The organism is Glaciimonas immobilis (assembly GCF_011947285.1).
Taxonomy (GTDB): Bacteria; Pseudomonadota; Gammaproteobacteria; order Burkholderiales; family Burkholderiaceae_D; genus Glaciimonas; species Glaciimonas immobilis.
On sequence record NZ_JAAOZT010000012.1, the window covers coordinates 289,466 to 314,648 of the forward strand.

Annotated in this window: 21 protein-coding genes; 6 read left to right on the top strand and 15 right to left on the bottom strand. The window is 52.7% G+C overall.

Going from position 1 to position 25,183, the window contains the following annotated elements; genetic code table 11:
• Positions 1 to 10: 10 nt before the first annotated feature.
• Positions 11 to 1,402, bottom strand: coding sequence for an MFS transporter (locus tag HAV38_RS18400; RefSeq protein WP_168056832.1), 1,392 nt, complete (start codon positions 1,400 to 1,402; stop codon positions 11 to 13).
• Between the two features lie 192 nt (positions 1,403 to 1,594).
• Here HAV38_RS18400 and HAV38_RS18405 point away from each other — a divergent pair, with 192 nt between their 5' ends.
• The 4 genes from HAV38_RS18405 (at position 1,595) to HAV38_RS18420 (ending at position 6,274) form a co-directional block, all read left to right on the top strand.
• A complete protein-coding gene (locus HAV38_RS18405) occupies positions 1,595 to 2,338 on the top strand; it encodes a FadR/GntR family transcriptional regulator (protein WP_168056833.1) in 744 nt (247 codons plus the stop codon).
• 188 nt (positions 2,339 to 2,526) lie between these two features.
• Entirely contained in the window at positions 2,527 to 3,441 is a 915-nt protein-coding gene (gene kdgD / locus HAV38_RS18410) for a 5-dehydro-4-deoxyglucarate dehydratase (RefSeq protein ID WP_168056834.1), read from the top strand.
• A 156-nt stretch (positions 3,442 to 3,597) separates the two neighbouring features.
• Entirely contained in the window at positions 3,598 to 5,157 is a 1,560-nt protein-coding gene (locus HAV38_RS18415; RefSeq protein WP_168056961.1) for an aldehyde dehydrogenase (NADP(+)), read from the top strand.
• Between the two features lie 376 nt (positions 5,158 to 5,533).
• Positions 5,534 to 6,274 carry a hypothetical protein gene (locus tag HAV38_RS18420; RefSeq protein WP_168056835.1) on the top strand — a complete coding sequence of 247 codons (741 nt, stop codon included), beginning with the start codon at positions 5,534 to 5,536 and terminating at the stop codon, positions 6,272 to 6,274.
• A 108-nt stretch (positions 6,275 to 6,382) separates the two neighbouring features.
• On the opposite strand, the gene HAV38_RS18425 is transcribed toward HAV38_RS18420, so the two are convergent.
• From HAV38_RS18425 to HAV38_RS18490, 14 genes are all read right to left on the bottom strand, one after another.
• Positions 6,383 to 6,895: a type II secretion system protein N gene (locus HAV38_RS18425; protein WP_168056836.1), complete on the bottom strand. Its 513-nt coding sequence runs from the start codon at positions 6,893 to 6,895 to the stop codon at positions 6,383 to 6,385.
• A 36-nt stretch (positions 6,896 to 6,931) separates the two neighbouring features.
• A complete protein-coding gene (gspF, locus tag HAV38_RS18430) occupies positions 6,932 to 8,152 on the bottom strand; it encodes a type II secretion system inner membrane protein GspF (protein WP_168056837.1) in 1,221 nt (406 codons plus the stop codon).
• A 5-nt stretch (positions 8,153 to 8,157) separates the two neighbouring features.
• On the bottom strand, positions 8,158 to 9,600 hold the full coding sequence (gene gspE, locus HAV38_RS18435) for a type II secretion system ATPase GspE (RefSeq protein ID WP_168056838.1): 1,443 nt from the start codon (positions 9,598 to 9,600) through the stop codon (positions 8,158 to 8,160).
• Positions 9,597 to 11,906 carry a type II secretion system secretin GspD gene (gspD, locus tag HAV38_RS18440; RefSeq protein WP_168056839.1) on the bottom strand — a complete coding sequence of 770 codons (2,310 nt, stop codon included), beginning with the start codon at positions 11,904 to 11,906 and terminating at the stop codon, positions 9,597 to 9,599. Before gspD ends, gspE begins: the two co-directional genes overlap by 4 nt.
• Positions 11,903 to 12,697, bottom strand: a complete 795-nt coding sequence (gene gspN / locus HAV38_RS18445) for a type II secretion system protein N (protein WP_168056840.1) — start codon at positions 12,695 to 12,697, stop codon at positions 11,903 to 11,905. The genes gspD and gspN overlap by 4 nt, the downstream gene beginning before the upstream one ends.
• A 75-nt stretch (positions 12,698 to 12,772) precedes the next feature.
• A complete protein-coding gene (gspM, locus tag HAV38_RS18450; RefSeq protein WP_168056841.1) occupies positions 12,773 to 13,315 on the bottom strand; it encodes a type II secretion system protein GspM in 543 nt (180 codons plus the stop codon).
• Positions 13,315 to 14,649: a type II secretion system protein GspL gene (gspL, locus tag HAV38_RS18455; RefSeq protein ID WP_168056842.1), complete on the bottom strand. Its 1,335-nt coding sequence runs from the start codon at positions 14,647 to 14,649 to the stop codon at positions 13,315 to 13,317. Before gspL ends, gspM begins: the two co-directional genes overlap by 1 nt.
• 14 nt (positions 14,650 to 14,663) lie before the next feature.
• On the bottom strand, positions 14,664 to 15,641 hold the full coding sequence (gene gspK / locus HAV38_RS18460) for a type II secretion system minor pseudopilin GspK (protein WP_168056843.1): 978 nt from the start codon (positions 15,639 to 15,641) through the stop codon (positions 14,664 to 14,666).
• Positions 15,638 to 16,321, bottom strand: coding sequence for a PulJ/GspJ family protein (locus HAV38_RS18465; protein WP_168056844.1), 684 nt, complete (start codon positions 16,319 to 16,321; stop codon positions 15,638 to 15,640). The genes gspK and HAV38_RS18465 overlap by 4 nt, the downstream gene beginning before the upstream one ends.
• Positions 16,311 to 16,706: a type II secretion system minor pseudopilin GspI gene (gspI, locus tag HAV38_RS18470; RefSeq protein WP_168056845.1), complete on the bottom strand. Its 396-nt coding sequence runs from the start codon at positions 16,704 to 16,706 to the stop codon at positions 16,311 to 16,313. The genes HAV38_RS18465 and gspI overlap by 11 nt, the downstream gene beginning before the upstream one ends.
• A gap of 6 nt (positions 16,707 to 16,712) precedes the next feature.
• Positions 16,713 to 17,291 (bottom strand): GspH/FimT family pseudopilin, encoded by a 579-nt coding sequence (locus tag HAV38_RS18475; RefSeq protein ID WP_245182442.1) that lies wholly within the window; start codon positions 17,289 to 17,291, stop codon positions 16,713 to 16,715.
• Positions 17,288 to 17,755, bottom strand: a complete 468-nt coding sequence (gene gspG / locus HAV38_RS18480; RefSeq protein ID WP_168056846.1) for a type II secretion system major pseudopilin GspG — start codon at positions 17,753 to 17,755, stop codon at positions 17,288 to 17,290. Before gspG ends, HAV38_RS18475 begins: the two co-directional genes overlap by 4 nt.
• Before the next feature lie 210 nt (positions 17,756 to 17,965).
• Positions 17,966 to 19,060 (bottom strand): hypothetical protein, encoded by a 1,095-nt coding sequence (locus HAV38_RS18485; protein ID WP_168056847.1) that lies wholly within the window; start codon positions 19,058 to 19,060, stop codon positions 17,966 to 17,968.
• A 146-nt stretch (positions 19,061 to 19,206) separates the two neighbouring features.
• Positions 19,207 to 20,919, bottom strand: coding sequence for a hypothetical protein (locus HAV38_RS18490; protein WP_168056848.1), 1,713 nt, complete (start codon positions 20,917 to 20,919; stop codon positions 19,207 to 19,209).
• Positions 20,920 to 21,452: 533 nt separating this feature from the next.
• Between HAV38_RS18490 and HAV38_RS18495 the strand changes: the two genes are divergently transcribed.
• Both HAV38_RS18495 and HAV38_RS18500 read left to right on the top strand, forming a co-directional pair.
• A complete protein-coding gene (locus HAV38_RS18495; RefSeq protein WP_168056849.1) occupies positions 21,453 to 23,279 on the top strand; it encodes an ABC transporter substrate-binding protein in 1,827 nt (608 codons plus the stop codon).
• 159 nt (positions 23,280 to 23,438) lie between these two features.
• Positions 23,439 to 25,181, top strand: coding sequence for an ABC transporter substrate-binding protein (locus tag HAV38_RS18500; protein ID WP_209216805.1), 1,743 nt, complete (start codon positions 23,439 to 23,441; stop codon positions 25,179 to 25,181).
• Positions 25,182 to 25,183 lie beyond the last annotated feature (2 nt).

Genomic DNA, 25,183 nt, shown 5'->3' on the forward strand with positions numbered 1-25,183 from the left:
GCAATGCGCGCTAAACCGCGCTTTGAGATTGCGCAGAAATTACTGCCGGGTCCCGCGTTTTCTTGAATTCAAAGCGCTTGATATCGCCCACCATAAACAGGTAAGACAGAATCGCTACTGCGGCGTTGGCACCGACAAACACCAGCGCTCCGGCGAACGAGCCGGTCGCTTGCAAAATGATGCCGATCACGATGGGCGTGGTAATACCTGCGACGTTGCCGAAAGTGTTGAACAACGCACCACTCAGGCCGCCGGCTTCTTTTGGCGCGGTGTCGGACACCACGGCCCAGCCCAGCGCGCCGATGCCTTTGCCAAAAAAGGCCAGCGCCATGATGGCGACCACGAGCCAGTCGGCGTCCACATAATTACAAAATATCATGCTCATGGCGAGCAACATGCCGCCAACAATCGGTGTCTTGCGCGCTACCGATAGGGAATAGCCGGATCGGATCAGGCGGTCGGAAATAAAACCACCCAGGATTCCCCCAAGGAAACCAGCGATTGCCGGCAACGCGGCAACAAAGCCAACTTTGAGGATGGTCATATGACGTTCGGTCACCAAATACACAGGAAACCAGGTCAGGAAGAAATAAGTCAACGTGTTGATGCAATACTGGCCGATGTAGGTGCCCAGTAGCATGCGATTGCCTAGCATTTCTTTGATAGAAGCGAAGGTATTAATCTTGGTAACCGGTTTACCTTGAGTCGCACTTTCAATGTCAACGAGCGCACCGCCCGCTTCAATATAAGCGAGTTCTGCCGCATTAATGCGCGGGTGGTCCTTCGGTCCATAGATGGTCTTGCGCCACACGAAAGCCATCACGATACCGAGAGCGCCCATGACATAAAACACGCTCTGCCAGCCGTAGGTATGCACCAGCCATCCCATCAACGGCGCGAATAACACGGTGGCAAAATATTGCGCCGAGTTAAAGATGGCGGCAGCGGTACCGCGCTCATTTGTCGGAAACCAGGCCGAAGTGATACGACTGTTACCGGGAAAAGACGGTGCTTCGGCTGCGCCAATCAGCAGGCGCAAAATAAATAAAACAGCAATTGCGGTACCGCCGGTAAAAAAGCCGACCCAGCCCATCATCATGGTGAACACGGACCAGAGAAAAATGCTAAAGAAATAGGTGATCTTGGACCCAAAACGATCCAGCAGCCAACCGCCCGGCAATTGCGCCAGCACGTAGGACCAGGCGAAGGCGGAAAAAACGAAGCCCATTTCGACTGGCGATAAACCCAGCAATCTTTTCAATTCAGGTCCGGCGATCGCTATCGTTGCGCGGTCCGCAAAATTGATGGTCGTGACAATGAACAGCACCGCAAGGATGCTCCAGCGAACACGGCTGGCCTTGGCACTGACTGCCACGGACGGAATGACTTGCGGAATATGCATTTTGTCTCCTGAAGCATTATGAGGGGCACCGCATGAATGGGGGCAGTCTTGGACGGCCTGCGTTCATTCCTATTTTCAATACACCAACTTGTTATTGTTATCGGTTATCAGACAACTGACGTTGGAGTATAATCAGGTCACCCAAAAATAGCAATCAAGTTTTCTCCCCAATAATTTAATCGGATCAATGTCATGAACTTCCCCGCTACGCCCTCGGCACCGCCTAAAAAACATCGTAATTTGGCGCAAGGCGTGGTTGCTTATATCGCCGATGGCATCCGCGAGGGCCATATCAGCCCGGGGGATAAACTACCCACGGAGTCAGAAATCATGCGCATCCGTGGCGTCAGCCGAACTGTGGTGCGAGAGGCAATTTCGCACCTGCAGGCATCCGGTATGGTCGAAACACGGCACGGCATTGGCACCTTCGCATTAGCACCCGCTCCTGCCGCCCATTTGGGAATTGACCCAAATACCATCATCACCATGCGCGATGTGTTGGCCATCCTTGAACTGCGCATCAGCCTTGAGACGGAGTCCGCCGGATTAGCCGCCAGCCGCCGCACTGAGGGCCAGCTTCAACAACTGCGTAGTGCGCTCGACAAATTCCAAATCAGTTCCATGGGCGATGGCGAAACGGTCACGGCGGACCTGCAATTTCACCTGACCATCGCACTGGCTTCGGGTAACCGCTATTTTCATGACATCCTTACCCACCTCGGCACCAATATCATTCCGCGCGCACGGCTCAACTCCGCCAAGCTGGCACAGGACGATCCTGCTATCTATATGGAGCGCGTTAATCGTGAACACGAAGACATCTTCAACGCCATCGCGCGTCAGGACCCGGAGTCAGCCCGCGCCGCCATGCGTACGCATTTAAGCAACAGTCGTGAACGCCTGCGTCGTGCGCAGGAACTGATCGAAGCATCCTGAGTTGCCATCACTTTTCTTTTAATCCCGCGGCACCTGCTGCCGGAGAGCACGCCAACTAATTTTGTTTATTTGAAAGGGTGACCACGAGCGCTTGCATTTGGATGCCTCATGTTGTACGATGACTGATAACAAGTGGGACGTTTGATATCGACGTCATCGCTTCCCATTCATCATTAATCGGTGCCTCCATGTTTACTCCTCAAGACCTGAAACAAATTCTTTCGTCCGGCCTGCTGTCATTTCCGATCACCGACTTCGATGCGCACGGCGACTTCGTCCCAGGCACTTATGCCGACCGTTTGGAATGGCTGGCACCCTACGGCGCGACCGCGTTATTCGTCGCAGGCGGCACGGGTGAATTCTTTTCGCTGACGCCAGAAGATTACACACAGGTAGTTAAGGTCGCGGTGGAAACATGTCGGGGCAAAGTACCCATTCTGGCTGGCGCTGGCGGCCCTACCCGTACTGCCATCGCCTACGCTCAGGAAGCAGAACGCCTTGGTGCACACGGTGTTCTGCTGATGCCGCACTATTTGACCGAAGCCAGCCAGGACGGTTTGGTCGCGCACATCGCAGCGGTCTGTAAGTCGGTCAAGTTTGGCGTCGTCATCTACAACCGTAATGTCTGCAAACTGAGCGCGGAATCACTCATGCAACTGGCTGACTTGTGCCCGAACCTGATTGGCTTCAAGGATGGCGTCGGCGAAATCGAAACCATGGTCACTATTCGCCGCAAGTTGGGCGATCGCTTTACTTATTTGGGTGGCTTGCCAACTGCTGAAGTGTATGCGGCAGCCTACAAAGCGCTGGGCGTGCCGGTGTACTCGTCGGCGGTATTCAACTTCATCCCAAAAACGGCGATCGAATTTTACGAAGCGATCAGGACCGATGACTTCGCTACTACCAATCGCCTGATTGACGATTTCTTCCTGCCATATCTGGACATCCGTAACAAGAAAGCCGGTTATGCAGTCAGTATTGTAAAAGCCGGCGCGACATTGGTTGGACACGGCGCTGGCCCGGTACGCACGCCGCTGATCGATCTGAATCCGCAGGAATGTGAACAACTGGGTGCTTTGATCGCATCACTCGGCCCGCAATAGTTCTTTCTGGCCCGCCTGATCCGCAATATATCAAGACCGGGTAACGACTATTTTTTACGGCGTGCTGTGACCTTTTTTGGCTGCGCGCCGATGTGTCTCTAATTAATTCGCATCTGCTCCAAGGAGAATATTTTGACGACTCTTATAAACGGCGACATGCTGATTGGCCAAACGGCCGTGCACGGTACCGCAACCCCATTTCACGCCATCAATCCAGCTTCCGGCGCGACAATCGAGCCCTCTTTCGGCACAGGTACACTAGCTGATGTACAACAAGCCTGCGCGTTGGCGGAGCAAGCTTTCGACGTTTACCGTGACACTTCACTTGAAGAACGGGCTGCTTTTCTAGAGCAAATTGCCCAGAATATTGTTGACATCGGTCCTGCTTTGATCGAACGCGCTATGCAAGAATCCGGCTTACCACAAGCGCGGCTGGAAGGTGAGCGCGGTCGCACGGTCGGACAATTGCGCCTGTTCGCCAAAGTAATACGCGATGGCAACTGGTTGGCGACCGCACTTGACTCGGCATTGCCTGATCGCGCGCCACCGCGTCCTGATCTGCGTCTGCGCAAGATCGCCCTCGGGCCGGTCGTGGTCTTCGGTGCCAGCAACTTCCCGTTGGCGTTTTCAGTAGCTGGCGGCGATACCGCTTCCGCATTAGCAGCAGGTTGTCCTGTCATCGTCAAAGCGCACGGCGCGCATCCCGGCACATCCGAACTGGTCGCCAAAGCAGTGCAAGCGGCAGTCGCCAGTTGCAAATTGCCAGAAGGTGTATTTTCGATGTTGCATGGCGACGGCCGCACCATCGGTCAGGCACTGGTCACGCATCCTGCTATCAAGGCAGTCGGTTTTACCGGTTCCCGCCAAGGTGGTCTGGCGCTGGTACGGAGCGCCGCGCAACGTGACGAACCGATTCCGGTGTATGCGGAAATGAGCAGTATCAACCCAATGTTTCTGCTGCCGGATGCAATGGCGCAAGGTGCCGCCAAGATCGGAAGCGGGTTCATCGACTCGCTCACCATGGGCGCCGGTCAGTTTTGCACCAATCCGGGCCTGGTGATTGCGATTGACGGCACTGATCTCGACACCTTTTGCGATGCAGCGGTTACCGCCCTGCAAGGAAAAGCCGCCAGTACCATGCTGACGCCAGGTATTCACGCAGCATTTAACGATGGTGTCAGTCGGTTGGCTGGCGCTTCGGGCGTCGCGCTATTGGCACGAGGTCAAACCGGTGCGAGCGCAAGCGCTGGTCAAGCTGGACTATTCGTGACGGATGCGGCGACATTTTTAGAGAATCCCGCATTGGAGGAAGAAATTTTCGGCGCCAGTTCGCTCGTGATCAAATGCCGCGATATCGCCCAGTTCAAAGAAATCGCTGAGTATCTGGACGGACAACTGACCGCCACCTTATTTCTGACCGAAAATGACAAGACCGCAGCGCAGGCCCTGCTACCGACGCTGGAACGTAAAGTTGGCCGTATTCTGGTCAACAACTACCCAACCGGCGTGGAAGTATCGCATGCGATGGTGCATGGTGGCCCCTTCCCCGCTACCTCCGACAGTCGCGGCACTTCGGTCGGCGCTAGTGCAATTGAGCGCTTCCTGCGTCCGGTCAGCTATCAGGACTTACCGGCATGGCTATTACCGACAGCACTGCAAGATAATAATCCGCTCAATTTGTGGCGGTTGCGTGACGGTGCATTGATGCAGGCTTAATGCCGAACAAACGCATTTTCATGGCAATATAAAACGCCCTTTTTTACTGCGTTACATAACGCGGTAAAAAAGGGAGATGCTTCGTTGTACGCCTTGCGACGCTCTCGTTTACGGGAAGATTTTTTATTCCTTCACAGACTGTCCACGCTTTTCCTCCTTAATTTCCTCGCTGATTTCTTACCTGCCGGACCACGCCTTCAGGTCTCTGCTTAATAACGCCTGCGTATCTTATTGGCGGTTCTCCTGATTCGCCGCTTTGCAACCTTTAGGCGTTTCAACGCTCAGGAAGTTATAATTTCCTTACGCGACACTGAGATCGTTAACCACGTGATGAATACCAGCAATTAACTATTGGTTTGTGAAAGAAGAAAGACGGATGGCGATCATCGAATTACCTTTTCGGGCAACAACGGCGCAGGCCTGCCACTGGCTGGCGCAACACACCGGCACGCCGTGGACCTTGGCGCGCTTGATAGAGAGCGGCTTGACTCCCTACGTATGGCTAGACTATGACGCTGATTATGCAGCACTCTTTGGCGATGCCAACGGTGGTTATGCGGCGCCGATATTTTTTGAAGGCGACACCCAGCGGCTCGCTGCCGGTAGCGAAGATGTGCTCATCACGATGACTAAAGACGTCTATCGCATCGTGACCCAACTCAAGCCGCCCGGCTTTCGCAGGGCGTTGGATGAACTACGTTTTTTGAAGAAGGATCTGGAGCGCCACGCCAGCAAACTCAAACGGGAAGCCGAAGCGGAAGTTCAAGCTGAAATTCAGGCCCGGCAAGAACCAGCCGACGTTGAAGGTGCAAAAGAATCGCAGACGGGGATTAATAAAGAACAGGTATTGATAGCGTTCGCGCGCCTCGTCAAAATTGATCTGGCGCAGGCCCTTGATGCTGGCGGCGGAATATTTGGTGATGAGGGGTCGAGGGTTAAAGGCAGTACAAAAAAAGCAAAAAATAAAATCGTCTGGAATCCCGTTACGTTAGCATTGGGCTTAAATGACGTTTATCGGGTGCCATTGCCACATCTGAAACGCGCCTTTAGTTCGCATGAATTTTTGGATGCATGGGCCGCGGAATGGCACAAGACGATGGCACTGCTAGGTAAATAAGACTAATGCGTAAGATTAATGCGTAAGATTACTGCAAGATGCATTAAGCCAAAAGGTCAAGGGCATGAGGCCTTTACCGATAGGCCCACCTGTGATTGCTGCGCCCGCTTACTGGTTGTGTGTTTCCGAGCCTGGCGGTGGTAACGGTGCTGGTGTGATCAATTCTAACTTTGGCGTGGTGTCTTCTGGCAGCATTACGCGCTGTAAAATACCGCCTTTGGATAGCAGAACAAAGTTAGGATGCACTTCCTTGATAACGATCCCGGGCAGCAGTTCTTTGCCCTGCATGACCGCTTGTGCTGGCTTGCCGTCGGCGCTAAGAATGGCGACACTTTCTCCCACTTTTTTTGAAACCACTACGCCTGTCAATTGGTAATTGCTGACGACCGTTACTGCGCCCTGCGCGCCAAACAGGCCGACTGCCTGACTAATATCTACCGGTGCCACGTCAACTGGTGGAGGCGCGGCGATTGTACGTACCGGTGGTTTGAGCAGCTGCATCGTCCAGTACGCGCCGCATGCGCATAGCAGCATAAATAAGACCAGACTAACTAAACCGGGCAAACGCGTGGGATGGCGGCGTAACGCGTTGCCGACGCTGCCGTTAAAATATTTTGCCATGTGGCGATCCTTAATTGAACTAACGTAATAATTGAACTAGCGTACTAACTGGTTGATTTCAATAATCGGCATCAGCACAGCTAACACGATCAACAAAACGACGACGCCCATCGCCAGAATCAAAGCGGGCTCAAGCAGTCCAGCAATCGTCATTGCCCGTCGCTCCAGATCTTGCTCCTGCGCGCTGGCCGCACGATCGAGCATTGCTGGCAGTTCACCAGTGGCCTCCCCGGCGCGAATCATGTGAATCAGCATCGGCGGAAAATGCTTGTGGCGTGCCAGTGCCTGCGCAAGCCCAACGCCCTCGCTCACGCTGGCTGCGGCGGTGTCGACTTGCTGGCGCATGGCGACGTTGGATAACGTATCGCGACTGGTTTGCAGCGCCTTTAAAATCGGTACGCCGGAACCTGTCGTAATCGCCAGCGTGCTGGCAAAGCGCGATGTATTCAGACTGCGCTCGAATTTGCCGTACAACGGCGCGCGGAGTAGCCAGGTGTGCCAACGCATTTTAGTCGCCGGATTTTTGAGTGCTGCGCGCCAGCCGTAGAATAATGCGATGACGGCTACCAGTACCATCCAGCCGTAATGCCGCACGAAGTCGGAGGTCGCCAGCATCAGCACTGTCAGCAGCGGTAACTTTTGTTTGGTATTGGCAAAGACTGCAACAATCTGCGGCACTACATACGTCAGCAAAAAAATCACTATCACAAACGCGACCACGGTAACAATGGCCGGATAAGTAAATGCCAGCTTGACCTTTTGCACCAGCGCATTGCGGCGCTCGATGTAATCCGCCAGCCGCGACAAGACCCGCGATAGTTGCCCGATTTGCTCACCCGAGGCGACCAATGCGCGATAGATGTCGGCGAAGTCGCGGGGATGCGCAGCCAGCGCCGCCGACAGCGATGCGCCGCCAGTGACGTCGGAACGTATTGAGGCGATCAGATCGCGTTGATAGGTGCGCTCGGCCTGCTCCAGCAATGCAGTTAAGGCTTGCTCCAGGGGTAGTCCCGCCTCTAACAGACTGGCGAGCTGGCGCGTAAACAAGGCGATCTCTGTTGTGGAAAGATGTTCGGCAAACCCGCGCCGCTGAAGGTTGCCAGCGGCATCGGTTTGCTGCGCAATCGCTTCTACCAGAAGTGGTAACAAACCCTGTGCGCGCAAATCCACGCGTGCCGCCTTGGCGCTATCGGCGTTGAGCACGCCTTTGGTTGTACTGCCAACCGCATCGACTGCTTCATAACGAAATGCTGGCACGCTACCTACTCCTTGGTTACACGCAACAATTCGGCTTGTGTGGTGGTACCGTCAAGCAGCCAGCGATCACCGTCGGCGCGCATGGTATGCATGCCATCGCGCTGCGCAATTTGCTGGATCTCTGCCTCCGATGCACGATTATGAATCAACGCCTGAATCTCATCCGTGGCGAGCAGCAACTCATAGACGCCAACACGCCCCTGATAACCGGTGTGACCGCATTGCTCGCAACCAACCGCCTGCCATTGCTGACCGTCGTGATGGCGACAATGGGTACAGAGTTTGCGCACCAGTCTTTGCGCGACGACACCGAGCAAAGAGGAAGATAACAAAAACGGCTCGATCCCCATATCCAGCAGGCGCGTCACGGCGGCGGCTGAGTCGTTGGTATGCAATGTGGCCAGCACCAGATGTCCGGTTAATGATGCCTGCACTGCTATCTGAGCAGTTTCCAGATCGCGGATTTCACCGATCATGATAACGTCCGGATCTTGCCGCAGAATTGCACGCAGTGCTTTGGCAAAGCTCATGTCGATGCGTGCATTCACTTGGGTCTGACCGACGCCCGCTAACTCATACTCAATCGGATCTTCGACCGTGAGGATGTTGACGCTACTGGTATTGAGCTGTGTCAGTGCGGCATACAACGTGGTGGTTTTGCCCGAGCCGGTCGGCCCGGTCACTAATACAATGCCATGGGGTTGCGAGATCAAACGACCGAACTCTTGCTGCATTGCATGGTTCATACCGAGATGTTCAAGGTCGAGTCGACCCGCTTCCTTATCCAGCAAACGCAGTACTGCGCGCTCGCCATGGCCGGTGGGAAGCGTCGATACGCGCACATCGACTGGCTTGCCGCCAACCCGCAACGTAATTCGACCATCTTGCGGCAAACGCTTTTCTGCAATATCCAGTTGCGCCATGATCTTGATACGCGAAATCAAGGCGGCGTGGATCGCTTTTTTGGGCCGCACTACGTCGCGCAGATTGCCATCGATGCGAAAGCGTACGACTGAAATTTGTTCGAACGGCTCGATATGAATATCCGATGCGCCTTCACGCAAGGCCTGTGTCAACAAAGCGTTGATCATGCGGATCACAGGCGCGTCATCAGCCGCTTCCAGCAAGTCTTTGATCGCTGGCATATCCTGCATCAGTTTGGCGAGGTCAAGATCGGATTCAAACTCATCCACGACCTGTGCCGCATCGCCGCCAGAGCCTGCGTACGCTTTGGCAATTGCGGCTTCCAGCTGATCAAACGGCATGGTGCGTAATCGGATCGGACCAAACAAACGCCCTACTTCTGCAATCGCACTCGCCTGCGTTTTGTCGGAGACCGACAGCTCAAGCGCGCCAGCCATCCCGTCCGGGCGATGCGCTAGCAAGGAAAACTTGCGGGCAAAAGCGTAGGGCAACAGGCGCGCGTCGGAGGTGACTAGCTCGCTCATGGCGTACGGTCCATGACTGGTTCCGGGGAAGTGACAACTGGCGCAGGCTGAGGTGACTGTGGTGACTGTGGTGGAAGAGTTAAGGTCGGCACGCCTTGCGCAGAAAGACGCATGAACGGCCCGCCCTGATCCTGCGCTGGCACGACTGCTGATCCAAAATCCATCAACAGACTTTTTTCTGGCTCTGCTTCGATCTGCGCCTGTCGGATGTAATCGTAACGGTTCGCCACGACGGTACCGCTTTGTTCTTTATTGCGAACGACCGTTGGTCGCAGGAAAATCATCAGATTGGTCTTGGCTCTGGCACCGCTTTGATATTTAAAAAAATTGCCAATAAACGGTAGATCGCCCAGCAACGGCACCTTCTGCACAGAGCTCGACTTGTTGTCTCCAATCAGTCCGCCCAGCACAATGATCTCGCCATCGTCCATTACTACATTGGTGTCGAGTGAACGCTTGTTAGTCGTCAGTCCGGCAGAATTGTTCAGGCTGGCGGGATCAACGCTGGATACTTCTTGCGATATCTCCATACGCACGGTGCCACCTTCCGAAATGTGCGGTCTCACGCGCAATGCAACACCGACATCTTTACGTTCAATGGTCTGAAATGGATTCTGGGCTGCGCCGCCAGAATTTGGCACGTACGAACCCGTGATGAAAGGAACGTTTTGACCGACGATGATCTTTGCTTCTTCGTTGTCCAGGGTCAATAAGTTGGGCATCGACAGCACGCTGCTACCATCTTTTCCGTCGAGCGCATGGGCCAGCGCACCTAACCCAATTTTGCCTGCAATCTGGCGAAAGATGCCGATGGTCAAGCCGTTACCTGGTGTCTGCACGGACCCACCGGTCCTTAGTCCCAGTGCCTGATTGATGATGTTGTCACCGCCAGAACTGAAGCTGGTACCGCCGGCAACGCGATATGCGCTGGTACTGTTGCCGCTTAACCCTAGCCATTGCACGCCCAATTGCGCGCTCAGCTTGTCCGTAACTTCAACGATCAATGCTTCCACGTAGACCTGCGCACGACGGGTATCTAACTGATCGATGACGCCGCGTAAATTGCGGTACACCGGTTCGCTGGCGGTAATGATCAGCGTATTGGTTGTTTCGTCCGCCTGTATGAACCCGGCGGAGTGCCCATCCGATGACTGTGAGGATGTACCGACGCTGCCGGAATTCCCGGATGCAGACGTGGCAGCGGTACCGCCCGTTGACGTCTGTAGCATCCCGCCCGGCGGTGTCGCTGCCGTGGAAGCCGTGGCATTGGGCGCCGCTGTCGTATCCTGCGACACCATATTGCGCAGCGTCCGGGCCAGTTTTGCGGCGTCTGCATTACGCAAATAGACAACGTGCACGTTACCTACCTGCGCAGTCGGTTGGTCGAGTTTAGCGATCAGGGATTTGGCCAAATTGGCGCGCCCGTTTGACGGTGCACGCAGAATGACCGAATTAGTTCTTGAGTCAGCGAGAATAACAATCCGACCATTGTCGCTGCCGCCAGCGCTCGAGCCGCTGTCCAGCAGCTTGCTGGCCATCACGGCAATATCGCTGGCAACCGCGTAACGGATCGGGATCACGTCCAGATCGCTTACCGCAGGCACGTCCATTGCAGCGATCATTTTACCGAGACGCTGTAGATTCTCGGCATAGTCGGTAACGATCAATGTGTTGTTGCCGGGATTCGCATTGATCGTATTATTTGGTGAAATCAGCGGTCGCAGCACTGGCAAAATATTGATCGCCGATTCATAGTTCAACGTAAAAATACGGGTTGCCATCTGGTCGCCACGAATGGGACCGTTGGTGCCGGTAACGCCATTGGTGCCAGCCGCAAGTTGCAACTTGGCATCCGCCTCTGGTACCACTTTGGCAAAACCATCACCGCGCACTACCACATAACCTTGCAGGCGCAGCGTTGACGCGAGTAAATCAAACGCGTCCGATTTGGTCAACGGTTTCTCTGAAACTAGATTGACCGTTCCCTTTACGCGCGGATCAATGATGAACGTAGTGTTGGTGTATTGGCCGACAGCCTTGATCACCGATACGATGTCGGCGCCAACAAAATTCATCGCAGCTTGCTCACTATTGCCGCCCACGGCTTTGCTTGCACCCTTACTTATAGCGGTTTCGCGCGTACTACCGCTGCCGCTACCACCGGCCATCCCGGGCGCGGCCATCGCAGGTTGTGTTGTGGTAATCGCGACACAGGTCATTAGCGCAATGACCGCAGCAGTGCGCCGGCTCGGGATATCGAAGGTGGAACGTATTGCAGGACCCATTGTGTGCATTGTATTTTTCATGATGTAAATTCTAGTCCGATAACATTTTTACCATTCACCCGACGCGACTGACCCAGTAAGCTCAGTAAGCCAGCTAACCTATCCTCTTGCCCTGCCGCGGCCTCTGCTGTTCCAGAAAACTGGAAATGACCCTGACCCACAGTGCCACCACCATTTAATACAAGCGATCCACTCAAGGTCTGTAACGTCAATCCCGCCCGCTCACCTCGCCAGTCCAGTTGCATCCGATAACTTCCCAATGGATTAAGTGGCGTCAGGCGGGTTTCTATTCCCCGCATATCCAGCGTCATCGCACCAAAACAATTGATACCAGTGGTCCCATCAGTGCGGCGCTCTAACCGCATCAACACCCAGCTCAACAGCAGCTTTCCTGTCGGCTGCAAGGTATTTAACGGCGCACCCAATGCCACCAGTCGCTCGGCTGGCAATAGCAAACTACCGGGGCTGATCGTCCAGCTATACCAGTTACCGAGAACGCTGACGGGCTGCGCCAACACCTGCGTGTTTTCTATCGTTGCCTTCGTGCGTCCCAACAATATCAGTGGAGAAAGGTGCCAGCTAAAGCGTCCGGGTAATAGAGACATCACAGCGTCTTTGCCGCTCGGTGCTGCACCCAAGAATGCAGAGCCGTTCCATAATGAGCCTTGTGCATCGCCCAGAGTAATGCGGCCCCCAGTGCTACGTTCTACCAGCGGTGCCAACCACGCGGCTGGCAAAAAAGCCGATACGGTTAACAGCACGCTTAGCACCGCAGCGCTCACCCATATGCATCCAGTAGTAAATGGCCGCATTACGCTCCCATCGACTGGATTTTAGCGGCAGTGGCAATGATAGCCACTGCATGCATAAAATTGATGGCTCGCAAACTATTGCTCATGGTGTTGCTGCAACAAAGTGATCGTGGCATTTACGCTGTCCGATTGTACGTCCCGACCGCTTGACGCGTTGACGTTAGCTTCACTTACCTGCCAATGGGCGTTCTTTTGTGCATCGTTAAGCCAGTCAAATAAAGCCGCGAATGCTACGCCTGAGAACTGTACCTTGGCGGTCTCGCCATTGACGATCACACTCTGCGGATTTAGCCCTTTGCTTTTGATCGATGCTTCAAGAGTATCCTTACTTAATGGCAATATATTTGCCGAAGCCTGACGCGCAGGCAGTGCAGCGGCCTTTGCTATCAGCGCCTGTAGTTCGGCAGATTGCTGGTGCAAAGTCGGTAACTCTTTTTGTAAGCGCGTTCGTCCTTGCCGGGCGGGATCTACAAATGTCAGATAAACGAGGGCGACAACAATGAACACTATTAGAGAGGTGAGCAAGCGACGCTCACTCCGATTCCGCTGGGCCCAAAACGAACCTAGCGACGCCTGCAATTTTCCGATTGTCGGATGTTTTGAACTGGAGGTCGACATTAATTGCTACTCCCAATTTGCAATGCGTTGCCGGTTGGCTTTGACAGCGTTAATTTCCTGGCTTCAAGCATTTTTCTGAGACCTTTTTCAGCAGCGTCCGTATCGGCGGCAGTTTTAAAACGCACTAATAATTGATGGTCACCATATTCAAGAGCGGCGATTGCGCCGTGGTCGGCGCGCTGCGGTAGCGCGGATAGAATATCACCGACAGTGGTTGTCAACGCAATGAAATCGCCGGGTGCCATTTGTCCGCTATCCCGTGCCGCAGCCGTCACTTTTTGCTTCATCTGCGCAATCGGATCGATGATCACGGTTTCCTTCGGATAAGCGATGCGATAGCTTTGGATCATGCCAATACGTAAATCGGACGCCTCGTGACGCAAGCCCCACCAATCGACATTCAGGCTGATAATATTTACCAAAACTAACGCCGTCGCCAAGCCCAGCGGCCAGCGCCAGCGATACCAATTAAAGCTGGTTCCGGCGGCCTGCGTGGTGAGTCCTTGCATCAAATCAATACTGGATGCGCGAATCAATTCCTGCGCGCCAGCAATCCAGAGCGGCCAGTTATCGGCGTACACCTCGGCGCCACCGTTACCCTCTACGTTGATTTGTACGGTAGCGCGTTCCTGATAGGTCGCAACGCTGGCATCTGGCACATAAAGCGTTACAGTGCGCTGCGGCAAAATTGCCGTTAGCCCGTCCAGTACTTCCTGCGCTACCGAACGACCAGAGACCTCGGGTGACAGCCAGCCAATACCCTCTTCCATGCCGGTCCGCAAGGCGATCTCGCAGTCGCCGCCATGATCGGTAACGACAGCCACCGCAGCGTCGGTATCACCTGCGGGCAAACATAGTTGTCCGGGGAGCGCGAGCAAATTCCGGCCGCCGAGCGTTTGCACAGCGGTGACTAATAGCGCCAACCAGTCGCGTTGAACCACACCAATAAGCCGTTTATTATCAGAATCGGCGGCTTTGTCGGTGATGCCCTTGCGCTTCAGGGCAGCCACGATAACGCAGTCGAGTGGATCGACCAACAAATGCTCCTCGACCAGATTGGGCAATGCCATCTTGAGTTTGGCATCCGATAAAGGCGGCACGGGCAAGCGCAACAAATTGACGTCTACCGCGGCAAGTATCAACACTACTCTATCGGCTACGGCAAACTGTTCGGATAGCTCAGATAACTGTTTATTGCCGTGTTGCGTAATCAGGCCCTGCCTTGATTCCAGCGCATACCGGCAATCGGGCATAGGTAATGCCGCAACACCCTTATGCGTAGTTTGCACATTTAACATTGCCCTGGCTGGCACGCGGATAAATAAAATACTCACTGTATTTTGTCCATTTAATATTCTCTGACCCAGACAATGCTAGTGCCAGTCCGGTTATTGGTACGCTGTATCAAGGAAGTGGTGTTAAGTGTAGCGCGACCCATGCGCACTTTGCCAGTGACGAGAAAGTAATTACTGGAGAGGCCGATATTAGTCGTGTCCGAAAAATCCTTACCAAATAACTGTTTCATTTGGGTCGATAAATTCGGCATGTCCATAAATGGAGCGCTACGCCGAACGGCGACTAAAGTAGTTGCCTGCGCCATTGATAGTGTGGGGAAACGCGCTGCAATCAACTCCGCCGCGGCAGTATTGACATTAACTGGCGTGCCTTCTGGCAACAACACGACGTAATCAGTTAATTGATGTACGGTCTGTGGGCTAAACCCCGGTAAAGCTAACAAATCATCGATCTGCATCATTGGTAAAGTGCCATTAGCGGAAGGGGCCGACGTCCCCGCAGGTGATGATGTTGAATCGGAAGGTACCGTTGCTTGTCCGTTGGCGATGCCTTGAGCGACGACCATCGCTAAATTCGGTGGCAACCGCAAATTGATGAGCAGGCGACCAAAAATTGCCAACTCAACAGGGTTGATAACACCGTTCAGACTTAAATTATTCAGGTTATAGCGCGACTGGGCGTCGATGATACCACCCGAGAGGACCGCATCGCCGACGTTATCGCCGGTCTGACCGTCCTCAACATATTGATCAAGCCGGGTCTCGGCCAGCGGCGTTGCCCACGGCTGACCCAAGTCGTCTACTGTTGATTGCCGTCCACCTGCGCGCAAAATCATGCTGGCCCAATCCAGCGCACCGCGCAGGATCCAGCCCTTCTGCAGTTGCAAGCGTTGATTTTCAATCGACCGTACTTGTACCTGTTGCTGCCAGAACAAACTGGCAACAATCGTGACGGCGAGGGTTGCCAGCAGCAATGCAGTGACGACCGCAACGCCACATTGTTTGGAAAGACTGACGGGTAACGCTCTCATACACCACCCAGCAAGAACGTTTTCACCATATTGCCGCTGTGCCCTTGCAACTGCAGTGCAACTTCAAGCCCGGTCCAGCGATTCCCGCCAGCGCTATTACTTTGGCTACCGGTCGCGGTTGCGTCGGCCGGGCGCCAGACTAGTGCGTCGCTATCCCATACCTGCATCTGCAGGGAGGCAATATGGGATTGCAGTTGCACAGCTTGCGTAGCGCCGTTTCCAGCATCGTTCAGCGCAGATTGCCACATTGCATCAAGCGCGTTCAGATCGCGGGTTGGTGTAGATTCTTCGCGTTGAAGTTCGCCATTTATCAGTCGATAATCAACTATTTGCACGCGTGCAGGCTGTTGTTCAGCAAATACCATCCGGACCATTAGCAGACGATTTTGCAGCGCTAACACGGTGGGACGTGCCAGCAACAGACTCGCTGGGGCCAATTGTGCAGCATCACTTTGCAGTTGCGCAAAGGTCAGCTGCAGGGCGCGGGTGGCCTCCATCTCGGATGTTAAGGTCACGCGCGCGCGCACAATACCGTCCAGCCCGCGCCAGCCCAATACCGCCACCAGCGCTAATATGGCAATGGCAATTGTTAACTCGACCAAAGTAAAGCCGCGTGCGTTTATCTTTCGGCTGGCAGCTTTGATTTGAAGTGTTGCGGTAGCGTGATCCCTAATGTGCATTAGGAATCACCTGGGTGAGTTTTACGATGCGCGATTGCTGACTGTTGGCGTCAAATACCGAGACTTCTACGCGCCGAAAATAGGGATTTGGCGTGCCGAGAACATGCTCCTCACAGATAAGTTGCAGTTCGCCTTGAGCACAATTGAACGAGCGATTGCCGATGGGGGGCCACTCTTGGCCGAGGCGAATTTGCGTCAGTCGATTTTCAGCCGACCAGCTGGCCATCATTACCACACGCAGTCCACTGCTATTTTGCATCAGGCTACCCACCGCACGCAGACTGGCCCCCAGTGCGGTGCAAACAATGACCAGCGCTACCAGGACTTCCAATAGGGTAAAACCTGCCGGACAAGCACGATGGCGATGGGAAGTTACACATGACATTGCCATCTATTCCACCGAGAAATGGCCGATACCATCCGCACGAATTTTCACACTACTGTCACCATTAGACAGCGATAGCGTAAAAGGCTTGTCCACGGGCTCACGGCCAAAAATAATGCGGAGCGAATTTTGTCCGGTCGTAGCGGCGTCAGCGGCAGACTGTGGGCTCATCAATAATTGCATAGGCGAACGTTTAAATTCCCGTTGCCGCAACATGTCATCCTGCGCCAGCAATTGCCAACCGGTGTCTGCCCGGACCAAAAATCGGTAACCGGTCGAATCGGCTTCAAAAGCGGTGGGACGATTGCGCAAGATTGCCTCTTCGCGCGTCAATTGCAATAACAAAGCGATACGTTGCGCATCGTTTTGAATTAACTGGCGATCACTGCGGAATGCAGTGATGGATACGATACCCAATGTAATACCGGCGATTACTACGACTACCAGCAGTTCCAGAAGAGTAAATCCGCGCACCTTAGCTGAGTGCGCCAAATGCGTTATTTGCGCTTGTACTGATAGTGGTCGTCTGCGCCGATGCGTCCCATCATTGCGACGGCATGCGTGCACCCCGACCCAAACCATCATAATTGCCAGGAGCCGATGTCAGCATCGTTACCTTCGCCACCGGGCAAGCCGTCGGCCCCAAGTGAGAGGACGTCGATTTCACCTTTAATTCCTGGTGACAAATATTGGTAGGGATTACCCCAAGGATCTTTCGGGAGTTTGTCGATGTAACCACCGGTTTTCCAGCCGTTTGCTGCCGGCCCAGCTGCAGGTTTGGTAACCAGGGCCTGCAAACCTTGCTCTGTGGTTGGATAACGCTGGTTATCCAGTTTGTATAATTTCAACGACGACATAATGGTGGAAATATCTGCGCGTGCCGCCATCACCCGCGCATCATCGGTGCGCCCCATCAATTTGGGTACAACCAATGCCGCCAGAATTCCCATGATGACAACTACCACCATGATCTCGATCAGTGTGAAACCACGATGGTAAAAAAGGCGACGCGTTTCATTAAGGACCGGCTTACTGGCTAGCTTACTCATTTCCACCCTTTTTTGTGCTGCTGCATAACTCTTTTATAAAAATAGGACTACCGCAAAATTGTCCCAGCAACGGGTTTGCCAATCCTGCAAACGAAGGGGAAGTATATTCGTTCCGGCACGGTGGCCGGGCCAGAATGGTCGAGCTGGCTAGCAGGCTAGCAGAGCATAATGCGCTGGAGTGGTTTTGCCTAAGGCTTTATTCAGCTATTTCTAGAAAGTAACAATCAGGCCGGTACTAACGATCCCGTAACGATTGTTAAATTTGCTTGCCGTCAGCGTATTATAAGCAAATGGAATCTCTCCGGTAAATTGATTCGTCATGTATTGTCCACGCACAAAAATAGAAGTGTTGGCGAACAATTTATAGATGACATCAGCCATCAGTATGTGGTTACTTTGGTAGATTTTACCGCCGCGACTTTTTACGACATCATCGACATAATCGCGATTGATATACTGGTATTGATAACCGGCGCGTAACTGCCAATTATCACTATGCCATTTCACATTCGCACCTGCATGATAAAAGGTCGCATTGTATTGGGTCTCTTTATTGACGTAGTAGCCAGTTGCAGCGTTGGATAGGGCAAAACGGTCAATCACGATGCTGGCGTTACACATTTGCGCCAATGTGCCCACCGTTTCTGTCTCTCCGAACGCAATGTTGTAATTGCATCCAGCGAAATTAGCGGTGCCATTCACCGAATTTATTGTCACGCGACTGGCACCAACACCACCGAACAAAGTTAATTCAGTGTGTTCAAACACTTTGGAGGTACCGATCAAATCCAGCTGGTACTGAACATCCTTAGGCTTGGAAACCGTCAGAGAACTCAACGTCGCACCACTTAACGTAGTAGGCGACGTTTTGGTCAATTGATCCGCATAGTTGCCCCATGCACCCGCTCTTAGCGCAATGCTTGGTTCATAGCCGATACCATCGAATACTTTATACTGTCCCGCCAACTGCCAGGTATTGATCTTCTGGATATCGCCACTGTACTGAATATTCCGCCTCCAGAACGCGCCATCAATCCATAGTCGCGGGGTGATCGCAACACCTGCACGCAAATGTCCACCGTGGTAGTCGCCGACATTGGTGCCGCTGTAGCCCGAACTGCTATTCCTGAAGTTAAATACGTCGATCGTGCTATTTACTAAATCGTAAGCAGCCTCGACCTGCACTTCACCAGGCGTACTGCTCTGATTTGCGGACAAAAACGCATCCATCGGGGCAGCAACCGTCGGTGCCGCTATCTGCACGCCGCCAACTAACAATGCGAGAGAGTAAAACAATTTTTTCATGGGAAATATCTCATAAAGACGCTACCAGATCATGCAGAAATAACTAGCCTTACTTACGGAAAAACACAAGGCGCACGTATGTCGCCCTGTGTTTTTTATAGCACTAGATATCAGTTTTTAACGCACAGTACATGCGAAACACGCGCTTACTGGATCGTTACTACGCCCTGAAAGCCTTCACCGCTTACGGCAGGCATACCGGCACCGTTAACCAGTACTGACAATCCTGCGGCAAGCCCTTTGCTTGTGCGTATGTCTAAGGTCGACATAACAAACTTAACATTTAACGTACCCTTCAAGTATTGCAAGTTAGCCAATACTGGATTTTGGTTGTCAGTAGCAATTTTGTTGAACAACTGGCCCATATTGAAGGTAATAGCATTATTTGCACCCACTGCTATCAAGTTAGGGGACAAATTGGTCAGTGTCAGATTCGCAGTTGTACCACTGCTTGTCGCGCCGTAAACATACACCTTAGCGCTGGCAGGTACCGCAACTGAGAGCAGCCCGTTAGCGTCATTGGATAGCGTCACGCCGTCAATCACCACTTGCAGCGACCGCTTGCTAGCAACTGTATCCGACAACTCTAAGCCAAACTTAACCGTGGTTGTATTGACACCGCCGGTCGGTGGAATTGGCGTTCCGACTACCAGCGCCGAAAATGAGAAGATATCAAGGGAGGCATTTTTAGCAGTCGTTACAACCGCGCCCTGAGAGAACTGGTCAAGCGTGTAAGTACTACCGTTGATTGCGATCTGATCGTTAACTACGCCCAAATAGTTGGTTGGGGCAATAAATTTGCTCGAATCGATAGTCGCACCGGCGTTGCTAGCTTGCGTATTTAAAGCATTGGCGGCTGCAGTTTTTGATGCCGCGGTGCTTCCTGACGTGTTCGCAGCGACCAGACTAGTTAACGCAGTACCCACGCCAGAAACATCAACTGTGCTAGTAGTTACTAACAACGAGGAAAGCGCATTTAACGCATTCGCAATGGTCACATCCGATTGCGCCGCAGTGGTCACTGAAAGCAAGTTGCTTGTTGTTGATGTTGCCAATGTTTGCGCTTGCGAAACGATCGCCGCCGACGCAACGGTAGCAACTCTTGCTGGACTAAGTGTGGCGATAACGCTCTTGCTTGCCGCAAGCGCAGGATTAGCAGTTGTCGCAACATTGGTAACCGATTGCTGTACCACGCTGCTTACCAGCACGGGACTTATGTTACCGCTGCTATCGATCAGAATCGCAGTTGGATTAACGACCAGTGTCGATGCCACACTCTTGACGACCTCTAGATAAATACCTTGTAGTGTAGCGCCGCTTGAGTTTTTTCCTAAAGCCGCGAGGGTATTGGTAGTTGACTGGATGATCTGTTGCAATGCCAAGGTCCTTTTCAGCACATCCGGGGTGGACGCAACTGGATCAAGCTTGGTAACGTCGGTTCCTGCCGGCAAACCAAGGAATACCACGACTTGTGCGGTAGTTAAACCGGCATCCACCGTCAAAGTGGTCAAAGGCGTCGCTACAGTACTGCCCGCGGATGCCTTCAAAGTACCAGTGAATGGCAGTCCTGTATCAATGTTCGTTCCACCCGTTACCACGATGTTGCCTGTGCATGCTGGCGAAAATACAAAGTTACCCTGAGAATCAGTTAAAACAGACACTTCCCCAGTATCCGCCGCACCATTTTTATTGGTATCGCACAATACTGTGGCACTGCTCAAGTAACCGTCAACGGCCTTGCCTGAGCCGGTTGATGCGACCGGTGTTGGGGTCGGCGTGGTCGACGAACCCCCGCCACCGCACGCGGTTAATGCCAAAGCAACAGCAATGGACAATAGGGTAACTTTTTTATCGAGCATTTGAGACTCCAGGTAAACTTATTTTTATTAAAAGGGAAGCGAAGCACATCGAAAACACTAATTTATTTGCAGATAGTAACATTGCATGAAAGTATATCTGAGTATTTATGCAACCTTCATTGGGAGTTGCATTTACGCACAATAAGTTAACATAAAACAACAGGAAATAATGATAATTTATTAATTTAACGTTGTTCTATCGATTCCGTACAACTCCAAATTCTTTCTGCTTTCATTGCCTATTTATCAATAGACGAAGGGGCTGACCAACTTTATAATTACCGGATGGATATCTGATACTTTAAGTTTATCAACGCTCGAGTCTTCACACACTTTACGAACTTTGCGGAATAATAGGCGACGATCGATATCGTATTCGTAGAAAATGACGTGTGTATGAAATCGGGCTTATCTTCTCGCTCCAGCCTTAAACGATTGTTAATTTGCGCAGAATTTTATTAATAAAGTGAGTATTAATCTTCCTGACGTCCCCGCGCAGAAATTGCGACCCCAACAGCAAAAGGTACAGGCAGATGCGCGCCGTTTATCGATTAATATATTTACTACATGCCTTGATCTGTTTATACGCAGTTACTAATCCCACTGATGCAGTTGCTAATTCCACTTTATTAACAGGTCCCTCCGCATCTGCCAAATCCGCAGACCCAACCAAAGTGATCCATGTCGCCTTTGAAGCGGCTGACGATGGGTTTGATATGGTCCGCACCAATAACAGCCTTTATTCCTCTTGGGTGGGAGAGGCAATCTTTGAAACATTGCTGACTTATGACTACCTGGCGCGACCCGCAAAACTGGTCCCTAAGACAATTGAGGCGATGCCTGAGGTCAGCAAGGACGGACTTACTTATGTATTCCACATAAAGAAAGGGATTTTCTTTACGCCAGACCCGGTCTTCAAAGACATCCGCCGTGAACTGACCGCGCAGGATTATATCTATTCTATTGAGCGCGTCCTCGATCCCAAAAATCGTTCGCCGCAAGCCAGTTCGTTCGAAGGCAAAATTGTCGGGCTGGACGCGGCAGTGGCGGAAGCAAAAAAAACCGGTCGTTTCCGGTATGAGGCGGCAATTGCGGGCCTTAGTGCGCCGGACCGCTACACATTGCGGATCCAGTTAAACGCACTCGATCAGACCTTTCTATACCTACTGGCCAATCCGACGACCGGCGCAGTCGCGCGCGAAGTGATCGAGGCGTACGGCGCTGATTCTGGACGGCATCCGATCGGTACTGGTGCGTATTTTTTAAAAGAATATGTCCCGCGCAGCAAAATTGTGCTCGAAGCAAATCCAGATTATCGGGGCTATATCTGGGATTTCAAATCCTCCGGCGAGGCTTGGGACAATCAGTTAATCAAGGATATGCAAGGTAAGCGCATGCCGCAGATCGGGCGGGTTGAAATCAGCATTATCGAGGAAGAACAACCGCGCTGGTTAGCATTTGAGAGCGGTCAACTCGACCTAGGCGAATTGACAGGTAGTTCCGTCGCAAAAGCTTTGGACAAAAACGTCTTGCAACGGCAATATATTGCGCAGGGCGTGAAACTGTACCGTTTTGTCGGCGCGGAAATTACGCACACCATCTTTAATTTCAAGGACCCTGTTATCGGCGGCTATACCAACGAAAAAATCGCGCTGCGCCGTGCGATTGCCATGGCCTATAACCTGGATGCTGAAATCACGCTGGTGCGTTTTGGTCAGGCCACTAAAGCACAGTCGGAAGTCCCGCCCGGCGTGGCAGGTTACGATCCAAAGTATCGCAGCAGTATTACCTACGACCCCGCTCTGGCGAATAAACTACTCGACTTTTTCAAATACCGCAAAGGCGGAGACGGCTATCGCACCATGTCGGATGGCAAGCCCCTCACTCTCAAAATATTTTCTTCCGCATCGTCCGCCGATCAGGCACGAATGGAAATATGGAAACGATCGCTCAATGCGATCGGCCTCCGCGCAGAATTTCCGGTAAGTAATTTTGCCGACAACCTGAAAGCTGCATCGGAATGCAAACTCATGATGTGGGGTTTGGGTGGCACTGCTGGCATCCCGGACGGCTCTGATTTTATGGAGAGCTTTTATGGGCCGAACGCGGGACAAGGCAATCTCGGTTGCTATGCCTCTGCTGCGTTTGACGACGCCTATCGGAAAGCACGCGTGCTGCCAGATGGCCCGGCGCGGCAAGTTTTCTATACCTTAATGGAGCGCCAACTCGAAGCCGACACCGCACAAGTATTGCATCTTTCGCGGTTTCGTAACTGGGTTATACGACCTTGGGTGAAAGGTTTTAAGAAGCACCCTATTTTGCACGCGGACTGGGAATATCTGGATATTCAAAAGCATTAATGTGGCGATGCTTTGATGTAAGCAAGGCCACGCTACATCGGCGACTTTATGCAATTGGGAGACTTCAGGATAATGCGTTCATCATGGTTACATCGGACTTCTACTCAACTCAGCGTCAGTCTAGTCTGCCTGTGTGCGGCTTTGCTGTCTGGGTTGCCTATGCAGTCAGCGGGCGCCGCCCCGATCTCTCCGGCGGATCCTGACAAGGTACTACGCGCTGTCATCGTTGCGCCCGAAACCGGATTTGACCCAGCGATCACGCGCGATTTATATTCAACTTTCATCACGCAATCTATTTTCGAACCGCTGTTTACCTATGATTATCTGGCCAGACCTGCCAAGCTGGTGCCGCTGACTGCAGAGGCTTTGCCAGACGTATCAGTCGATGGCAAGACCTATACCATCCACCTGAAAAAAGGCATTTATTTTGCCGTCGATCCAGCCTTCAAAGGCAAGAAGCGCGAGTTGACCATGGCGGACTATGTGTATTCCTTTAAGCGCCTGCTTGATCCCGCATTGAGTTCTCCACAAGCCTGGTTGCTGGAAGGTAAAGTGGTGGGACTGGATGATCTGGCGGCCAAGGCCCGGCGCTCAAAACATTTTGATTACGATGCAGACATCCCCGGCTTTGAGCTGATTGATCGCTACACATTACGGATTCATCTGAATCAGCCGGATTTTGATCTCGGGATGATTCTGGCGCATCAACCGACCGGGGCAGTAGCGCGCGAAGTTGTTGAAAAATATCACGATCCGCAAGGTCAGATAATGGCCAATCCGGTGGGCACCGGGCCTTACATATTGACCGAATGGGTGCGTGGCTCCCGTATTGTTTTGACGGCGAACCCTGATTATCGCGGCTATATCTGGGATTTTAAAGCGGGCCGCGACCCGGGCGACCAGCGCATAGTCGCGCAAATGAAAGGCAAACACATGCCGCAAATCGGACGGATCGAAATCAGCGTGATGGTCGAGGATCAATCGCGCTGGCTCGCCTTTCAGAATGATGAAATCGATCTGTTCCAGCTAGAAGGCCCACTCGCACCGCAAGCACTGGTGAACGGCAAACTAAAACCAGAACTGGTAAAAAAAGGGATACAGTTATCCCGCATCGTCGATCCCGAAGTTAGCTATTTTTACTGGAATATGCGCGACCCCATTTTAGGTGGCATGCGCAAAGAAAAAATCGCACTACGCCGGGCAATCGCGATGGCCCATAACGTCCGTGAAGAAATCAAGGTGGTCTGGAACGATGAGGCAGTAGCGCTGGAATATCCGATCCCGCCCGGCGTCGTCGGCTATGATCCGACCTACAAAAGCAGTATTCAGTTTGAGCCGGAAGTTGCCAATGCGCTGCTCGACACCTTCGGCTACAAAATAGGCAAGGACGGCTGGCGCACGCTGCCCGATGGCAAATATTTACAGATTCGTTACACCGCCCGCGCCGACTCCAACGGACAACAACAGTTAGAGATGTGGAAAAAAACCTACGATCTGATTCACATCCATATGGTGGGCGATAGAAAGCCGTTCCCGGATATCTTAAAGGCAGAAAAACAGTGCCAGCTGCAAACCCGCACCGCGCCTTGGATAGCGGACTATCCGGATGGCGACAATTTCATGCAGTTGTATTACGGTCCAAATATCTTCCAGAACAATAACGGTTGCAATCAAATTCCAGAGTACGACAAGCTATATGCCGCATCGCAAAAAATGCCAGCGGGCCCGGAGCGCGACCTGCTCTATCACAAGATGGCGCGGATTCTGGAAGTGTATGCGCCGATCCGGGTCGGTTACGCCCGCTATCGCAACATGCTGGCCCAACCCCGCGTGATCGGCTACAAAAAGCATCCTATATTGCCGGTCGAATGGATGTATTTTGATATCGAGAAGCGACAATAGGT

Coding starts and splice junctions, on each gene's coding strand:
- gspE (WP_168056838.1), bottom strand. CDS start 9,600: ATGAGCGAGCTAGTCACCTCCGACGCGCGCCTGTTGCCCTACGCTTTT.
- kdgD (WP_168056834.1), top strand. CDS start 2,527: ATGTTTACTCCTCAAGACCTGAAACAAATTCTTTCGTCCGGCCTGCTG.
- HAV38_RS18485 (WP_168056847.1), bottom strand. CDS start 19,060: ATGAAAAAATTGTTTTACTCTCTCGCATTGTTAGTTGGCGGCGTGCAG.
- gspI (WP_168056845.1), bottom strand. CDS start 16,706: ATGTCATGTGTAACTTCCCATCGCCATCGTGCTTGTCCGGCAGGTTTT.
- HAV38_RS18475 (WP_245182442.1), bottom strand. CDS start 17,291: ATGATGGTTTGGGTCGGGGTGCACGCATGCCGTCGCAATGATGGGACG.
- HAV38_RS18400 (WP_168056832.1), bottom strand. CDS start 1,402: ATGCATATTCCGCAAGTCATTCCGTCCGTGGCAGTCAGTGCCAAGGCC.
- HAV38_RS18495 (WP_168056849.1), top strand. CDS start 21,453: ATGCGCGCCGTTTATCGATTAATATATTTACTACATGCCTTGATCTGT.
- HAV38_RS18405 (WP_168056833.1), top strand. CDS start 1,595: ATGAACTTCCCCGCTACGCCCTCGGCACCGCCTAAAAAACATCGTAAT.
- HAV38_RS18415 (WP_168056961.1), top strand. CDS start 3,598: ATGCTGATTGGCCAAACGGCCGTGCACGGTACCGCAACCCCATTTCAC.
- HAV38_RS18465 (WP_168056844.1), bottom strand. CDS start 16,321: ATGCACATTAGGGATCACGCTACCGCAACACTTCAAATCAAAGCTGCC.
- HAV38_RS18500 (WP_209216805.1), top strand. CDS start 23,439: ATGCAGTCAGCGGGCGCCGCCCCGATCTCTCCGGCGGATCCTGACAAG.
- HAV38_RS18420 (WP_168056835.1), top strand. CDS start 5,534: ATGGCGATCATCGAATTACCTTTTCGGGCAACAACGGCGCAGGCCTGC.
- gspK (WP_168056843.1), bottom strand. CDS start 15,641: ATGAGAGCGTTACCCGTCAGTCTTTCCAAACAATGTGGCGTTGCGGTC.
- HAV38_RS18490 (WP_168056848.1), bottom strand. CDS start 20,919: ATGCTCGATAAAAAAGTTACCCTATTGTCCATTGCTGTTGCTTTGGCA.
- HAV38_RS18425 (WP_168056836.1), bottom strand. CDS start 6,895: ATGGCAAAATATTTTAACGGCAGCGTCGGCAACGCGTTACGCCGCCAT.
- gspM (WP_168056841.1), bottom strand. CDS start 13,315: ATGTCGACCTCCAGTTCAAAACATCCGACAATCGGAAAATTGCAGGCG.
- gspD (WP_168056839.1), bottom strand. CDS start 11,906: ATGAAAAATACAATGCACACAATGGGTCCTGCAATACGTTCCACCTTC.
- gspN (WP_168056840.1), bottom strand. CDS start 12,697: ATGCGGCCATTTACTACTGGATGCATATGGGTGAGCGCTGCGGTGCTA.
- gspG (WP_168056846.1), bottom strand. CDS start 17,755: ATGAGTAAGCTAGCCAGTAAGCCGGTCCTTAATGAAACGCGTCGCCTT.